Source organism: Pseudomonas sp. MDT2-39-1, assembly GCF_054898085.1.
In genome coordinates, this window is sequence record NZ_CM142716.1 from 1069279 (window position 1) to 1086153 (window position 16875).

The following is a 16875-nucleotide window of genomic DNA, read 5'->3' on the forward strand; positions in this document are numbered from 1 at the left end:
CCGTCTGACGGGGCTTGCGGTCATTCCAAAAAGTGTCTGAAACCGTTAAGTCAGCCAGCTCACGTTTTCAAGCTCATGGAATGGGTGGATTGTTCCAGCGTTGCACGGTGACGATCATGTGGCCTTCGCCGGTCAGGGATTTCCCTGCGTCGTCGACCGCGGCGATCACCTTGAGATTGCCGGCATTGTTGGTGGACATCTTGCGTTGCGGGTTCGGCCCGGCATCGCCCGGTGTGAACACGCCGCTGTCGGCCTGCATGGTGCCGGCGAACTTGACGTCTTCGTCTTCCTTGGCGCGATCGTCGAAGGCTTCGACCGACCACTGCGCCGGGAACACGCCGATGCGATACGGCTTGCCATCAGCGCCCTTGCCCCAGGCTTCAGCGTCGAAACGGCCCTGGACTTTCGGCGTCGAACCACCGCCGTCACCAACGCGGGCCACCGAGAACTCGGGCACCACTTTGACCTCGGCGATTTTGCTGTAGACCGAAAGGGTCGGGCCTTTCAGCGTGCCGACAGTGACATTGCGCAGGCCCGGTTGGGCGTTAGCAGCGGCCTTGAGTTTGACGCGCAGACGCTCAGGACTTTGCTCCAGCACTTCGACCACTTCCACGCCTTTGCCGAAATTCGGTTTGCCGGTGAGACCGCTGCCGATCAGGGTGATTTCAGTCTCGACGCCAGCCTTCAGGTAACCCGGTTGAACCGCCAGCAAACGACTGCTGCCCTGTTTGGCGGCGACGAAGTCCAGCCCGCGCTCGTCATGCTCGGCCTCGAACATCCGGCCCCGCATCGCGTTGCCTTGAGCGGCGAACACCTGGCGCATGGTCACGCCGTCGATGATCACGTTGCCGCGCCATTCGTAGCCGGTGTAGAGAATCGCGCTGCCATCGCCGTTGAACGGGCTGCCGTCGGCGTATTGGCCTTTGACGCTGACCTTGAAAGTGTCGCTGCCATCGGCCGTGACGCTCATCACCCCGGCCAGTTCGCCTTTACCCGGCAAGTGGCCGCTGAAGCTCCAGTCGCCCACCAGCGCCTCGGCTTTCGGTGCTGTGCTCAGCCATTTTTTCCAGGCCGGGTTGTCCAGCGGATAACGCTTGGCCAACAGCGGCACCGTGTCTTTTCGAGCCAAGTCGAACCAGTCACGGTCGCGAGACAGGGCCTGGTATTCCAGGGACGGCCATTGGCCGAGGTGGAAGTTCACCAGACGTTCCCATTCCTGCGCCGGACGCCGTTGCAGGGCGACCCGCGCACCGGAGTGGCAGCGGCCGCACATCTGGCTGGTCTGGTCGTCGAACTTCTCGACGGTATTGAGTCGACGCTCCAGCGCATACCGCACGCCATCGGTCTCGCTCGGCGCCAGGCCCTGGGTATCGGCCAGGTATTTGACCAGGGTGCGGCGGTCGTCATCGCTGATCTGCAAACCGTGCATGGTCTGCATCCGGGCGATGCTCATCAGCCAGCCTTCCGGGGTTTTGCGCTGGTGGCTGATGCGGCTCAAGGCATTGTCGGCTTCGGGGGTGTGACAGCCCTGGCAGGTTTCCTTGAGGATGGTATGGGCGTCGCGGGCTGCCAGGCTGTCAGGCGAATGCAGCGCCACACACGCGGCCACGGCCAGCAGGCTGGCGCTCAGGCCTGATCGGAGTCTTCTCTTCATCAACGTCGAACCTCGCACGGTGCTTTCTTATTTTTGTGGCTTATCGTTTTTATGGTTTCTGCCGTCGGCGGCGCACCGCTGACGGAGGCAAGAGAAACGTCTGCGATGAGCAATACACGGAGCGTGCCAGCTTGCGTATAGCCTTTCTTATCAAGCAGTTACGCAAAGACAAAGCCTTTGAATCGCGTCTGGGCGAGTTCACCTGCGTCTAATATCGCGACAGGTGTTGCAACCTGAGACAAGCATAGATGCCCCGCCCGGGACAGTTCATCGCCCCACGATTGACGGCCGTTGCAGGCGGGTGCGAAATGGTTGTTCACCGATTGCTAGTCAGGAGCTGACAAAATGGCAAGCATCACTGTCCTGGCGGGGGACTTTCTGCAGGGTGATGGAGAGTACCGAGACGGCGTTTTTACCCTTAGAACGTCGCTTCACCCGTGGCCCGGCATCACCCTCCCGCTCTCATCGTTCAAGTGCGTGGAAGTCGCCAACGAGGAATCGATCAACCACATCAAGGACGCCATCGGCTTCGGCGTGGCGGGCGCGATGCTGTTGGGCCCTATCGGCGCGATTGCCGGGTTTATGATGGCCGGCAAGGAAACCGAAGTGACCTTTCTGGCGACGCTCAAAGATGACAAAAAGCTGTTGGCTGCCGTAGATGGCGCCACGTTCGAAGAGATTTTGCGGAAAATACCCGCGTGAAACGTCGGCGGCTCGCCGCACCACCTCTGTGGTGCGGCGTGTCGCCACTTCAGCTAAAGGACGTCGGCTGAATGCCTTTGTGCGCTTCGATTTCCAGCCGCATGTCCGCCACCAGCGAGGCGATCGCATGGGGGCTGTCCAGTTCCCATAGCGGAACATGAGTCGCCACCAGTTCCACTTTGCCAGTCATGCAATCACAGACCCGGATCGTCATGGACTGGTCTGCCTCCATGCTGCATGTGCAGACGGCGGGCAGCATGCTGTGTTCAATGATGTTTTGAATTTCCAGGGTTGAAAGGAACATCGTTACCTCCCTCACGCCAGATGTGTGGCCGGGTAATTGCTCCTTCATATCACCCACCGAGCCTGAAAATTCTAGTCCTGAACGCTGAGTGCCTCAAGACCGCAAGCGGGTCGCTCGTCGTCTCATGGTTGTCGCAATTTGCAACAGCGCCACAGCGTCCGCGATGCCCTTTAGCGTCCCAAAACCCCGCCGGCCAGGGGCGCTCCTGCCTTTGCAGGTACTTGGCACAGCCATTGCCAGCCGTTAAGAAAGCCACGTTTTCACGAACAACAAGAGGTCTCGCCAAATGCCCCTCCCCTATCTGCTTCCCGCCACTTGCGCCTTCATCCAGTGCGCCCCGCGCATGCTCATCGGCGGTGCCTGGGTCGAGGCCGCCGATGGCCAGACCATGCCCCTGCACAACCCGGCCACCGGTGAAGTGCTGTGCGTCGTTCCGATGGCCACGCCCGAGGATGTCGACCGCGCCGTGCTCGCCGCTCGTCAGGCCTTCGATGATTCGGCCTGGACCCGCACTCGCCCACGGGAGCGGCAGAACCTGTTGTGGAAACTCGCCGATCTGATGGAACGCGACGCCGAACTGCTGGCGCAACTGGAATGCCTGAACAACGGCAAAAGCGCGGCGGTGGCCCAGGTGATGGACGTGCAGCTGTCCATCGATTTTCTACGCTACATGGCGGGCTGGGCGACCAAGATCGAGGGTTCCAGCGTTGAAGTGTCGTTGCCGCTGATGCCCAACGATCAGTTCCACAGCTTCATCCGCCGCGAAGCGGTTGGCGTAGTGGGTGCCATCGTCGCCTGGAACTTCCCGCTGCTGCTGGCCTGCTGGAAACTCGGCCCGGCCTTGGCCACCGGTTGCACCGTGGTGCTCAAGCCCGCCGACGAAACCCCGCTGACTGCACTGAAACTCGCCAAACTGGTGCTGGAAGCCGGTTATCCCGAGGGCGTGTTCAACGTGGTCACCGGCACCGGCATCACCGCCGGCTCGGCGCTGACCCACAATCCGCTGGTGGACAAGCTGACCTTCACCGGTTCCACCGCCGTGGGCAAGCAGATCGGCAAGATCGCCATGGAGTCCATGACCCGGGTCACCCTGGAACTGGGCGGTAAATCGCCGACCATCGTCATGGCCGATGCCGACATGAAAACCGCCGCGGCCGGTGCCGCCAGCGCGATTTTCTTCAATCAGGGCCAAGTGTGCTGCGCAGGTTCCAGGCTGTATGTGCAGCGCAAGCATTTCGACAATGTGGTGGCGGACATCGCCGACATTGCCAACGCCATGAAGCTCGGTAACGGGCTGGACCCGAGTGTCGAGATGGGGCCGCTGATCTCGGCGCGGCAGCAGGAACGGGTGTATGGGTACATCGAAAAGGGTCGGGAAAGTGGCGCGACCATCGCCTGCGGCGGCGAGCAGTTCGGGCCGGGGTTCTTCGTCAAACCGACGGTGATTGTCGATGTCGATCAGAAGCACTCGCTGGTGCAGGAAGAGATCTTCGGCCCGGTGCTGGTGGCGATTCCATTTGATGATGAAGCCGATGCGTTGCGCATGGCCAATGACAGTCCTTATGGGCTGGGCGCGAGTATCTGGTCGAACGATCTGGCGGCGGTGCATCGGATGATTCCGCGGATCAAGTCAGGCTCGGTGTGGGTCAATTGCCACAGCGCCCTGGACCCGGCGCTGCCGTTTGGCGGGTACAAGATGTCCGGGGTTGGGCGTGAGATGGGGTATGCGGCGATTGAGCATTACACGGAGTTGAAGTCGGTGTTGATCAAGCTCTGATCTTCGGCGTTCTTCAGACCGCCTTCGCGGGCAAGCCTCGCTCCTACAAAGGGCTGCGTAACCCTGTAGGAGCGAGGCTTGCCCGCGAAGAGGCCAGACCAGTCACCAAACATTCAAGGTTTGAACCCCTGGGCCAACAACCAACCCCGAACCACCCGCCCCTGCTCCACCGTCAACCCACCCAACGCCTGCTCGGCCGACTCTGTCCGCAACCGCCGCACCAACGGTGCCAGTTCAACGCCTTGCACATGCCAGATCCCCAGCGGCTGATCCGCCGTGATCACCACCTCGGCCTCATCCACAAAACCATCCTTCAGCACAGGCGCAAGCTCGATGCTCAACGAGGAAAAATCCGCCTCGGCATGGGCGACCTCAGCATCCGGCCAGCGCCGCCGCGCCTGCCAGAACGGCTGGTCGAGCCACCGCTGCTCATCGGCATAAAAATCCCGACCGATCCGCGCAAAGCGCAAAAACAGCTGCTCCACCCGCTGCTGATGAAAGCGCTGGGCCAGCGCCGCGCGTTCCGGTTTACACAACAACGTGTTGATCACCGCGGGCGCCTGTAACGCTGAAGACAAGGACTGAAAGATGCCATTGCCTGACAGCGGATCCACCGCCATCGCCGCATCGCCAACCCGAATCCAGCGATCGCCACACACCTGCGGACACAGAATCGCCGTGCTGCTGCGCGCATGCAGTTGAAGATCGATCTCAGGCCCGGCACCGAAAAACTCACGCGCCAAGGCCGAGCCCTGACGTCGCCCGCGACAGTAATCCAGCAACTTCGCCTTGCCCGGCAACTCGGCACTGGCCACGTCGACCGTCCATTGCCAATAACACTGACCGTCGGCTCGCCGCGCCATCCAGGCCCAGCCGTCCTCAAGGCTTTCCACCGCGCTGGCCGTGCTGCCCGGCGTGCCTTGCCAGCGATTGAGCAGGCTGACCGTCTCCGGCCCGCGCAGACCTTTGCCAAGCGCGGGTGCCTGACGTCCGCGGGCTTCCACCAGGAAATCCGCGTTCAGCGCCTCGCGCCCTTCAATCTCGACCCGGCACCCCGAAGCGGATGGCTGGACGCTCAGCACCCGACCTTCGATCAGCTCGACACCGGCCAGTCGCAGGTCCTCGCGCAAGCCTCGGTCGAAGCTCGGACGGTCCAAAAGAAATTCGATGTTTTGCGCATGTAGCTGACCGTTCCACGACACCTGACGCTGGGAAGGCAACGCCGCATCCGCCAGTGCCCGTTGCAGGCCCGCACCGCGCAAAGCCTCCAGCACCCGCACGGAAACGCCTTCCAGTGCCGCAAACCGGCGCCACTCGCTGACCAGGGTCACCGCATAGCCGAGCCGCCGCAAACCCAGGGCGACCGCCGCCCCGGCGGGACCGGCGCCAAGAATCAGAATCATCGGCCGAAACGCCGTTCAGGGCCGCGATAACGGGCGTGCTCGCGCAGCCATTCGATGACGTATTCGTTGCATGCGTCAGGATGTGCGACGAGGAAACTCGCAATGTGCCCGCTCAACGCCGCACACCCAAGGCTTGCACCAGACTGCCCCGGATAAGTCCCATGCACGCACGCCGCGAAATCGGCCTGGGCACTGTTGAGCCACGACCATTCATGCTCGGCGCAACGGGCATCGCCAGTGACTCGCAGCACCTGAGGATAATTCGCCGGAAACACGCCCTCGCCCTGCGCCGGGCTGGACGCACACAGCAAAATGCCCCGCGCCACCGCTGCCGCGCAGGCTTCGCGCAACAGGCTTCGATCCTGTCGTAATCCAAGGCTCAAATTGATCAACCGAACGTCCTGCGCCACCAGCCAGTCGATGGCGGTGGCGATCTGTAAGGCGCTGGTGACGCCGCGCTGATCAAACACCTGCCCCACGCAAAACACCGCCGCAGGCGCCCGTCGTCCGATGGCCTCGATCACCGCACTGCCATGACCAAGCGGGTCACCGCGCAAGTCGCTTTCGGCCAGGCCATCCTCCAGCAGCGAAAAGCGCCGCCCCGCGATCACCTGCACCCGTTGCGCCGCCGAATGTCCGCTGTCGACCACACCAATGCGCAACTCATGCTTCATGCAGCACCGTTTTTGAAGTGAGCACGCCGTCGAGCAATTCAAAGCGCAGATCAGCATCGGCCAGCGTGGAAGGACGATGGCTGATCAGGATCCGCGTACGCCCGGCAAACAGTCGGTCGATGGCCTCAATCACTTCGCGCTCGGTGGCTTCATCCACCGCCGAAGTGGCTTCGTCCAGCACCAGAATCAGCGGGTCCTGCAACAACGCGCGGGCGATGGCGATGCGCTGTTTCTGCCCGCCGGAGAGTTGCTGGCCGCGCTCGCCCAACGGGCTGTCGAGACCTTCGGGCAACGACTCGATCAGGCTGTCGAGTTGCGCCAGCCGTGCGACTTCGGCAATCGCTTCGCGGCTGGCGTCCGGCACTGCGTACGCGAGGTTATCAGCGAGGCTGCCGCGAAACAGCACGATGTCCTGACTGACCACGGCTATCCGTCGACGCAGCTGGAACAGGTCCAGCTCCCGCAGGTCGACCTCACCCAGCAACACACGGCCGGACTGCGGATCATGATGCCGTTGCAGCAGGTCGATCAGGGTCGATTTACCGACCCCGGAGCCGCCGCTCAGAGCAACTTTCAAGCCATAGGGAATTCGCGCTTCGATGCCGCGCAAGGTCGTCGGGCGACCGGGATGGCTGAAGTGCACATCGTCGAAACGCAGTTCGCCGGACGTCGGCATCGGTTTGGGTGCAACCGGCGTGAGAACAGTCGGTTCTTCACCGCGCAACTCCATCACCCGTCCCAGGCTGACGGTCATTCGTTGAATCGCGACATAGAGCCCGAGCAAGCTCTGAACCGGCCCGACCGCCATCCCCAGGTAAGTGGAAAACGCGATCAGCGCGCCCAGTTGCCAGGTCCCCTGCACCACCCAATACCCGCCAATCAAAAACGCGCAGGCCCGGGACAACGACGTCAGCGTGCCGGGCACCGCCTGGGTGAAAAACTCGGTGACTTGCAGGCGCAGCAACTGGCTCATGTAGCCTTGACCGAGCGTCTCCAGCCGTCGCGATTCACGTTGTTGCTGGCCGGCAGACTGGATGAATTTCATCACCGGCAAGGTTTCGACCATGAACGAAGACATGTCCGCCGAACGCTCGCGCAACTGCCGCACATCGCGCTCGACCTTGCGCCGCATCCAGCGCAGCCACAACACATCGAGGGGAATCAGCACCAGCGCCAGCAACGAAAGTTTCCACGACAGGGTCAGCAGCATCGCCACCGCAACCACTAGGCCAATGATGCTTGATACCGCCGAGAACAGCGAATCCACAGCGAAGCGCTGGATCTCCGCGACGTCGCCATCGAGGCGCGACATCAAGTCACCGATGCGCCGCTGCCCGTAGAAACTCGGCGACAGGGTTTGCAAATGTCGATAAAGGTCGTCACGCAGCGAGAACAGAATCCGCCCGGACAATCGCGTGTGCAGGTAGCGATTGATCCCCGACAGCGCCGTGCCGAGCAGCCCGGCGAGAATCATCAACCCGGCAATCAACACCAGCATCGGAAAGTTTTTCGCCAGCAAGCCATCGTCGATCAGCAGCTTGGTCAGCCACGGTTGCACCAGCACCAGCGACGAGGCGCAGACCGACAGACCGAGCAGCCCGGCAATCCCCAATCGATGGGGCCGCACAAAGCTGTAAAGCCAACGCAACGCCGCTTGCAGGGCTTCAGGGTTCTGGCTGTCGATCAGCCGAACGATCAAGCGCTGCATCACAAGCGCAACTGTTTGAGCTTGCGATACAGGGTCGCGCGGCTGATGCCCAAGGCGTCGGCGGCGGCCGAGACGTTGCCCTGATGGCTGTCCAGGGACTGGCGAATCAGCTCCAGTTCGTTTTCGCGAATGCTGCCCGACGCCGGGCGTTCAGTGGCGGTCAGTTCGTCGAGCATGCTGTCGGGCAAGTGATCGAGGGTGAGCACCGTGTCCCCGGGTTCACGCATGGCCAACGCGGTGCGCAAGACCATTTCCAGTTGGCGGATGTTGCCCGGCCAATGGTAGCCGTCGAGCAAACGGGTCAGATCGTCGTGCAAGACGACGGTCGGTGCATCGAGCCTGGTCAGCAGTCGGCCGACCAGGCCACTGAAATCGTCACGCTCGCGCAGGGCCGGGAGCATCACGCTGATGCCGTTGACCCGGTAGAACAGGTCTTCACGGAAGTGCTTTTCTTCCACCAGGCGCTTGAGGTCCCGATGGGTGGCGCAGATCAGCGCGACGTCGATGTCTTGTTCCTCGCCGGCACCGAGCGGTGCCACTTTACGGTCCTGCAACACCCGCAGCAGACGGGCTTGCAAGGCCAGCGGCATGTCGCCGATTTCATCAAGGAACAACGTGCCGCCGTGGGCCTGTTGCAGTCGCCCGATCATGCCGCCACGACGTGAGCCGGTGAAGGCGCCTTCGCGGTAGCCGAACAGTTCCGACTCGATCAGGCCTTCGGGGATCGCCGCGCAGTTCACCGCGACGAAGGGTTTGTCGCAGCGGGTTCCGGCCATGTGCAGGGCACGGGCGATGACTTCTTTACCGGTGCCGGTTTCACCGAGCAGCAACACCGGCAATTCATTGGCCAGCCCTTGGCGGGCCATGCGCAAGGCCCGGGCATAACGAACGTTGCTGCCAGCCAGGGATTCGAGATCCGGTTGCGGTTTGGCGGTTTTTGCCGGGCTGCGCGGCGGCGTACTGACATTGATCGAACGTTGTGGCGCACGCAGGGTTTTGTAGAATAATTCGCCTTTGGCGGTCTGCAAACTGCCAACCCCTCCCTGATGCAGACGCGACAGCAGTTGCAGGCCATCGACACCCAGAAACTCTTCGCAACGACGACCGACCAACGCCGAGCGCTCGGCACGCAGCAACTGACAGGCCTGGGCGCTGACCGCGAGAATCTGTCCGCCGAGGCTCACTGCCAACAGGCCCTGCCAAGGGGATTCGAGGTATTGCCGACGGCTGTGGAAGGCGAGGACGATTTCGTCCGGATAACTGGCGTTGAACACGCGGCTTTCGATCTGACTGACGGCCATGGCCAGCAACGCGGTGCTGTCATGAACGCGGCCGAGCGGGCCTTCGCGGGTCAAGTCGAGGACGCCGAGGATGTCGCCTTGAGGGCAATGGATCGGCACCGACGTGCAGGAGAAATCGCTGAGACGGTCGAGGTAATGTTCGCCGCAATCGATCATCGTTGGCCGGGCTTCCACCAGCGCGGTGCCCAGTGCGTTGGTGCCACGTGCGGCTTCGCTCCAGCAGGCGCCGAGAGTGATGTCTTGCAGGCCGCTGCCCTTGAGGCGGTCAGCCCGACCTTCGACGGCAAGAATGGTGGCGTCGGAATTGGCCAGGATAATCAGGCCTTCCTTGCCTTGGCGTTCGGCCAGGTAATCGATCGCCGGCAATGCGGCATCGATCAGCAGGCGATTGCTCGCCAACAGCACGTCCAGACCCGCGCTCGATTCCAGCGTCAGTTCGTGCTTGGCATTGAAATGCACGCCATGGCTGAGACTGCGCCGCCACGACGCATCGATTTCTGCCCGCAGCACACCATCGGGGACTTCGCCCTCAAGGTGGAGCTTTTCCCGGGCCAGCCGGGCTTCGCGGTGCAGCTTGGGAGGAGTTGTTTTTATTAGCGTCATCAAGCGCTCCGGATCGGTCCGCTTTGCGCTTTTTTTAATTCAGCGCCCTGGCGCAATCTTTACGTTAACGTCAGGGCGATGGCAAGTGTCTTACGGCGTTTGTGCTTCATCTGGGGGACCGCGTTATCGTTCATCGCGAGCAGGCTCGCTCCCAGAGGTTCAACGTCGTGCACAACTTTGTGGTTCGATTCTTTGGTTGAGGGCGCGAGCCTGCTCGCGATTTACCCGACACCATCAATCCTTGAGTGCTTAGACGTGAGGGTCGCCCGGTGCTTTGCTCGGCGTGGCGTATTGCGGCTTGAGATGGCCGTCCTGATCGAGTAACCAGGCGTCCATGATCTGCCGCACGACCGGGCCGGCAACGCGACCACCGGCCTCACCGTTTTCGATCATCACCGAGATGACGATCTTCGGATGCTCGGCCGGGGCAAAACCGACGAACAAGGCATTGTCGCGGTTACGCTCAAGGGTTTTCGCCCGGTTGTAGCGTTCGCCCTGTTTGATCGCAACCACTTGCGCGGTACCACTCTTGCCGGCGATGCGGTACTGGGCGCCCTGCGCGGCCGCCCGGGCAATCCCGCGAGCGTCGTGCATCACCATTTGCATGCCGTGGTTGACCTGCTCCCAGTCACGCGGGTCCTTGAGCAGGATGTTCGGTATCGGGTGCTCGTCCACGGGCGCTACGCCATCCACGGTCTTGGCCAGGTGCGGTCGGTTCCACACACCTTTGTTGGCGATCAGCGCGGTCGCCTGGGCCAGCTGCAGCGGCGTGACCTGCATGTAACCCTGGCCGATGCCAAGGATCACCGTCTCGCCCGGGAACCATGGCTGACGGCGAGTGGCACGCTTCCATGCCTGGGATGGCATCAGCCCGGCAGACTCCTCGAACATGTCCAGAGAAACCTTCTCGCCGAGGCCGAACATCGCCATGTAGTCATGAAGGCGATCGATGCCCAGCTTGTGGGCCAGGTCATAGAAGTAGGTGTCATTGGAGCGCATGATCGCCGCGTCCATGTCGACCCAACCGTCGCCGCTGTGGTTCCAGTTACGGTATTTGTGATCGAAGTCCGGGAGTTGGTAGTAACCCGGGTCGAAGACGCGGGTCTGAGGGGTGACGACCCCGGCATCAAGACCTGCAATGGCCACTTCGGGCTTGATGGTCGAACCCGGCGCGTAGAGGCCGCGCAAGACGCGGTTGAACAGCGGCCGATCGATGGAGTCGTGCAGCGCCGCGTATTCCTTGAAGCTGATTCCGGTGACGAACAGGTTCGGGTCGAAGCTGGGCTTGCTGACCATTGCCAGCACTTCTCCGGTCGACGGGTCGAGAGCGACCACTGAACCACGACGATCGCCCAAGGCTTCCTCCGCCGCTTCCTGGAGTTTGACGTCCAGGCTCAGGACAATGTTTTTGCCGGGGATCGGATCGGTGTGTTTGAGCACTCGCAGTACGCGGCCCTGCGCATTGGTTTCAACTTCTTCGTAACCCACTTGGCCGTGCAATTCGGACTCGTAGAATTTTTCGATGCCAGTCTTGCCGATGGATTGGGTGCCGCGGTACTCCACCGTGTCGAGGGCCTTGGATTCTTTTTCATTGATACGACCGACGTAGCCGATCGAATGCGCGAAGTGTGCGCCCATCGGGTAATGGCGGACGAACTGGGGCTCGACATCGATCCCCGGCAGTCGGAACTCGTTGACCGCTAGTACTGCGATTTGCTGCTCACTGAGCTCGTAGAACAGGGTGACCGGCACGAACGGATGGCGTGTCTGCTTCATTGCCTTGTCGAACAGTGTCCGGTCCTCGGCGGGCAAGTGCAGGAGGTTGACCACCTCATCGAGTTCTTCTTTGACGTCGGAGGCGCGTTCACGGGTGATGGTCAGGTTGAAGCTGGGGCGGTTGTCTGCGAGGACGACACCGTTGCGGTCGTAGATCAGCCCTCTCGTGGGGGTGATAGGCAGGACATGTACGCGGTTGTTTTCGGAGATGGTCGAGTGATAGTCGAATTCGACCACTTGCAACACATACATGCGCACCATGAGTGCGCAGGAAATGGCGGCGACGAACAAGGCGCAGGCAGTCAGCCGCTTGTTGACCAGGCGCGTCTCTTTTTCGTGATCCTTGATGGGTATCGGTTCGGGCATTTCTGCAGCAGCTCTTTGACTAAAAAGGGGGGGCCGATCCGTAGGCTTGAAATCAGTCCGTAAAAAACGAGCTGCACCATACCAAAAACCGTGCGGTCACTTTACCGCGATTTTCTCGAACGGTTGTCCTTGAGGGCCAGAACGACAATCGGCTCTTTGTCTGAGTCGTGCGTTTTGCTCAAGATTGAGATTCCGATTCATGCATTTCTCTTGCAGATGGGCCTATAGATACTGGGTGCATGTCATTCCATTTTGTTGTTTTGGAGTCTTTTCATGCATCCACGATTTCAACGATTACTCGGCTCGAATGGGTTTTCCATCGGACTGGAACTGCTGCTGGATAACGACTGGTCCAGCGATGGACAGCGGCTACGGATTGAGGAGGAGCGGCCTTTCGGTGTCCACGATTTGAAGCAGCACGCGGCGATGGCACGATTGGCTGACAACGCCGGTTATCGAGCACTTTGGGTACGTGATGTACCGGTTTATGAACCCAACTTTGGCGATGCCGCCCAGGTCTTTGAAACCTTTTCCTACCTTGGGTATTTGGCCGGGATCACCGAGAACACCATGCTGGGTACGGCGGCGGTTGTGCTGCCGTTGCGTCAGCCTTGGCTAACGCTCAAGGCCGCCACCAGTGTCGATGAATTGAGTGACGGACGTCTGCTCCTTGGGGTCGCCAGTGGTGACCGTCCGATGGAGTATCCGCTGTTTGGGGTGGACTACGATCAGCGCGGGTAGATCTTTCGCGACACGGTTGAGCTATTGCGCATCCAAGGTGAAGGCCGCTTGCCCGAAGGTGCTCGTCTGTTGCCGGAGCGAGATCAGCCGGTGCCCTTGCTGGTTGCGGGTCTTGGTCAACAATCCCCGGCCTGGATTGGCCAACACATGGATGGCTGGCTCGCCGATCCGGGTACTCCGGATGAGCATCGGCACCGAGCGGGACTGTGGCAGGAAGTCGGAGGCGATAAACCCTACATCAGCTTCGTTCACCTGGATCTATCCGCCAACCCTCATGCACCGTTGCGACGTGTGCGTTTCGGCGGCAGTTGTGGACGGTTGGCATTGATTAATGAGCTTCAGGCGCTGCGTGACGCGGGGGTTCAGCATGTCGGCTTGCATTTGCGCAGTAGCGAGCGACCCGTTGCTGAAATTATTGAAGAGATCGCTGAATACGTTCTGCCGAAGTTTCACTAACGGTGCTGCTAGAACCAGGAATAGCCGTCGGGGCAATCCCTGTTTTTGTCACGCCACTTTCCTGCGGACAAAACAAAACCCCAACCGCTTTCGCAATTGGGGTTTCGGAATTTAATCTTGACGATGACCTACTCTCACATGGGGAAACCCCACACTACCATCGGCGATGCATCGTTTCACTGCTGAGTTCGGGATGGGATCAGGTGGTTCCAATGCTCTATGGTCGTCAAGAAATTCGGTAGCCAGGTCGTGGGCCTTTTCAGGTTCACGCTCCAGCGAATGGGTATGCGATAGTTTGGTGTTTTGTGAGTATCTCGAACTTTCGGTTCGTTTCGTCTTCACACACCGCAATCTGGCTTTTACGCTCAAATTGCTTGGGTGTTATATGGTCAAGCCTCACGGGCAATTAGTATTGGTTAGCTCAACGCCTCACAGCGCTTACACACCCAACCTATCAACGTCGTAGTCTTCGACGGCCCTTCAGGGGACTCAAGGTCCCAGTGAGATCTCATCTTGAGGCTAGTTTCCCGCTTAGATGCTTTCAGCGGTTATCTATTCCGAACATAGCTACCCGGCAATGCCACTGGCGTGACAACCGGAACACCAGAGGTTCGTCCACTCCGGTCCTCTCGTACTAGGAGCAGCCCCTCTCAAATCTCAAACGTCCACGGCAGATAGGGACCGAACTGTCTCACGACGTTCTAAACCCAGCTCGCGTACCACTTTAAATGGCGAACAGCCATACCCTTGGGACCGGCTTCAGCCCCAGGATGTGATGAGCCGACATCGAGGTGCCAAACACCGCCGTCGATATGAACTCTTGGGCGGTATCAGCCTGTTATCCCCGGAGTACCTTTTATCCGTTGAGCGATGGCCCTTCCATACAGAACCACCGGATCACTAAGACCTACTTTCGTACCTGCTCGACGTGTCTGTCTCGCAGTCAAGCGCGCTTTTGCCTTTATACTCTACGACCGATTTCCGACCGGTCTGAGCGCACCTTCGTACTCCTCCGTTACTCTTTAGGAGGAGACCGCCCCAGTCAAACTACCCACCATACACTGTCCTCGATCCGGATAACGGACCTGAGTTAGAACCTCAAAGTTGCCAGGGTGGTATTTCAAGGTTGGCTCCACGCGAACTGGCGTCCACGCTTCAAAGCCTCCCACCTATCCTACACAAGCAAATTCAAAGTCCAGTGCAAAGCTATAGTAAAGGTTCACGGGGTCTTTCCGTCTAGCCGCGGATACACTGCATCTTCACAGCGATTTCAATTTCACTGAGTCTCGGGTGGAGACAGCGCCGCCATCGTTACGCCATTCGTGCAGGTCGGAACTTACCCGACAAGGAATTTCGCTACCTTAGGACCGTTATAGTTACGGCCGCCGTTTACCGGGGCTTCGATCAAGAGCTTCGCGTTAGCTAACCCCATCAATTAACCTTCCGGCACCGGGCAGGCGTCACACCCTATACGTCCACTTTCGTGTTTGCAGAGTGCTGTGTTTTTAATAAACAGTCGCAGCGGCCTGGTATCTTCGACCGGCATGGGCTTACGCAGTAAATGCTTCACCCTCACCGGCGCACCTTCTCCCGAAGTTACGGTGCCATTTTGCCTAGTTCCTTCACCCGAGTTCTCTCAAGCGCCTTGGTATTCTCTACCCAACCACCTGTGTCGGTTTGGGGTACGGTTCCTGGTTACCTGAAGCTTAGAAGCTTTTCTTGGAAGCATGGCATCAACCACTTCGTGTTCTAAAAGAACACTCGTCATCAGCTCTCGGCCTTAGAATCCCGGATTTACCTAAGATTCCAGCCTACCACCTTAAACTTGGACAACCAACGCCAAGCTGGCCTAGCCTTCTCCGTCCCTCCATCGCAATAACCAGAAGTACAGGAATATTAACCTGTTTTCCATCGACTACGCTTTTCAGCCTCGCCTTAGGGACCGACTAACCCTGCGTCGATTAACGTTGCGCAGGAAACCTTGGTCTTTCGGCGTGGGTGTTTTTCACACCCATTGTCGTTACTCATGTCAGCATTCGCACTTCTGATACCTCCAGCAAGCTTCTCAACTCACCTTCACAGGCTTACAGAACGCTCCTCTACCGCATCACCTAAGTGATACCCGTAGCTTCGGTGTATGGTTTGAGCCCCGTTACATCTTCCGCGCAGGCCGACTCGACTAGTGAGCTATTACGCTTTCTTTAAAGGGTGGCTGCTTCTAAGCCAACCTCCTAGCTGTCTAAGCCTTCCCACATCGTTTCCCACTTAACCATAACTTTGGGACCTTAGCTGACGGTCTGGGTTGTTTCCCTTTTCACGACGGACGTTAGCACCCGCCGTGTGTCTCCCATGCTCGGCACTTGTAGGTATTCGGAGTTTGCATCGGTTTGGTAAGTCGGGATGACCCCCTAGCCGAAACAGTGCTCTACCCCCTACAGTGATACATGAGGCGCTACCTAAATAGCTTTCGAGGAGAACCAGCTATCTCCGAGCTTGATTAGCCTTTCACTCCGATCCACAGGTCATCCGCTAACTTTTCAACGGTAGTCGGTTCGGTCCTCCAGTTAGTGTTACCCAACCTTCAACCTGCCCATGGATAGATCGCCCGGTTTCGGGTCTATTCCCAGCGACTAGACGCCCTATTAAGACTCGCTTTCGCTACGCCTCCCCTATTCGGTTAAGCTCGCCACTGAAAATAAGTCGCTGACCCATTATACAAAAGGTACGCAGTCACCCAACAAAGTGGGCTCCCACTGCTTGTACGCATACGGTTTCAGGATCTATTTCACTCCCCTCTCCGGGGTTCTTTTCGCCTTTCCCTCACGGTACTAGTTCACTATCGGTCAGTCAGTAGTATTTAGCCTTGGAGGATGGTCCCCCCATATTCAGACAAAGTTTCTCGTGCTCCGTCCTACTCGATTTCATGACTAAGAGATTTTCGCGTACAGGGCTATCACCCACTATGGCCGCACTTTCCAGAGCGTTCCGCTAATCTCAAAGCCACTTAAGGGCTAGTCCCCGTTCGCTCGCCACTACTAAGGGAATCTCGGTTGATTTCTTTTCCTCAGGGTACTTAGATGTTTCAGTTCCCCTGGTTCGCCTCTTAAGCCTATGTATTCAGCTTAAGATAACCATCTTATGATGGCTGGGTTCCCCCATTCAGACATCTCCGGATCAAAGTCTGTTTGCCAACTCCCCGAAGCTTTTCGCAGGCTACCACGTCTTTCATCGCCTCTGACTGCCAAGGCATCCACCGTATGCGCTTCTTCACTTGACCATATAACCCCAAGCAATCTGGTTATACTGTGAAGACGACATTCGCCGAAAATTCGATAATACTCAATTAAGAGCAACTCACAAATTTTACCTTAGCCTGATCCGTTACCAGTGAAAGTAACGTTCAGTCTATC

At 59.2% G+C, this 16875-nt stretch carries 11 protein-coding genes and 2 rRNA genes; 4 read left to right on the forward strand and 9 right to left on the reverse strand.

What is annotated here, in order from left to right:
* Positions 1-73 precede the first annotated feature (73 nt).
* Positions 74-1654, reverse strand: a complete 1581-nt coding sequence (peaA, locus tag ACYZTM_RS05370; protein ID WP_461987452.1) for a quinohemoprotein amine dehydrogenase subunit alpha — start codon at positions 1652-1654, stop codon at positions 74-76.
* 345 nt (positions 1655-1999) lie between these two features.
* On the opposite strand from peaA, the gene ACYZTM_RS05375 reads away from it, so the two are divergent.
* Entirely contained in the window at positions 2000-2356 is a 357-nt protein-coding gene (locus ACYZTM_RS05375) for a hypothetical protein (RefSeq protein ID WP_131059816.1), read from the forward strand.
* A gap of 49 nt (positions 2357-2405) precedes the next feature.
* On the opposite strand, the gene ACYZTM_RS05380 is transcribed toward ACYZTM_RS05375, so the two are convergent.
* Positions 2406-2660 (reverse strand): DUF1652 domain-containing protein, encoded by a 255-nt coding sequence (locus ACYZTM_RS05380; protein WP_131059815.1) that lies wholly within the window; start codon positions 2658-2660, stop codon positions 2406-2408.
* A gap of 286 nt (positions 2661-2946) precedes the next feature.
* On the opposite strand from ACYZTM_RS05380, the gene ACYZTM_RS05385 reads away from it, so the two are divergent.
* The gene (locus ACYZTM_RS05385; RefSeq protein ID WP_461987455.1) at positions 2947-4437 is read left to right on the forward strand and encodes an aldehyde dehydrogenase family protein; all 1491 of its coding nucleotides are present in this window, start codon (positions 2947-2949) and stop codon (positions 4435-4437) included.
* A 113-nt stretch (positions 4438-4550) separates the two neighbouring features.
* Here the strand turns inward: ACYZTM_RS05385 and qhpG are convergent, their stop codons facing one another.
* The 5 genes from qhpG to mrdA all read right to left on the reverse strand — a co-directional run bounded on the left by qhpG (position 4551) and on the right by mrdA (position 12268).
* Positions 4551-5840 (reverse strand): flavin-dependent monooxygenase QhpG, encoded by a 1290-nt coding sequence (gene qhpG / locus ACYZTM_RS05390; RefSeq protein ID WP_461987457.1) that lies wholly within the window; start codon positions 5838-5840, stop codon positions 4551-4553.
* Positions 5837-6514, reverse strand: coding sequence for a subtilisin-like serine protease QhpE (gene qhpE, locus ACYZTM_RS05395; protein ID WP_461987459.1), 678 nt, complete (start codon positions 6512-6514; stop codon positions 5837-5839). The genes qhpG and qhpE overlap by 4 nt, the downstream gene beginning before the upstream one ends.
* Positions 6504-8222, reverse strand: a complete 1719-nt coding sequence (locus ACYZTM_RS05400) for an ABC transporter ATP-binding protein (protein WP_461987461.1) — start codon at positions 8220-8222, stop codon at positions 6504-6506. The genes qhpE and ACYZTM_RS05400 overlap by 11 nt, the downstream gene beginning before the upstream one ends.
* A complete protein-coding gene (locus tag ACYZTM_RS05405; protein ID WP_461987463.1) occupies positions 8222-10126 on the reverse strand; it encodes a sigma-54-dependent Fis family transcriptional regulator in 1905 nt (634 codons plus the stop codon). Before ACYZTM_RS05405 ends, ACYZTM_RS05400 begins: the two co-directional genes overlap by 1 nt.
* Before the next feature lie 249 nt (positions 10127-10375).
* Complete coding sequence (gene mrdA / locus ACYZTM_RS05410) at positions 10376-12268, reverse strand: penicillin-binding protein 2 (protein ID WP_461987465.1); 1893 nt, start codon at positions 12266-12268, stop codon at positions 10376-10378.
* Positions 12269-12541: 273 nt separating this feature from the next.
* Here mrdA and ACYZTM_RS05415 point away from each other — a divergent pair, with 273 nt between their 5' ends.
* Together ACYZTM_RS05415 and ACYZTM_RS05420 are read left to right on the forward strand one after the other, a co-directional pair.
* The gene (locus ACYZTM_RS05415) at positions 12542-13009 is read left to right on the forward strand and encodes an LLM class flavin-dependent oxidoreductase (RefSeq protein ID WP_461987467.1); all 468 of its coding nucleotides are present in this window, start codon (positions 12542-12544) and stop codon (positions 13007-13009) included.
* Between the two features lie 48 nt (positions 13010-13057).
* Entirely contained in the window at positions 13058-13465 is a 408-nt protein-coding gene (locus tag ACYZTM_RS05420; protein WP_461987469.1) for an LLM class oxidoreductase, read from the forward strand.
* A 115-nt stretch (positions 13466-13580) separates the two neighbouring features.
* On the opposite strand, the gene rrf is transcribed toward ACYZTM_RS05420, so the two are convergent.
* A 5S ribosomal RNA gene (gene rrf, locus ACYZTM_RS05425) occupies positions 13581-13696 on the reverse strand.
* Positions 13697-13850: 154 nt separating this feature from the next.
* A 23S ribosomal RNA gene (locus tag ACYZTM_RS05430) occupies positions 13851-16742 on the reverse strand.
* Between the last annotated feature and the right edge of the window lie 133 nt (positions 16743-16875).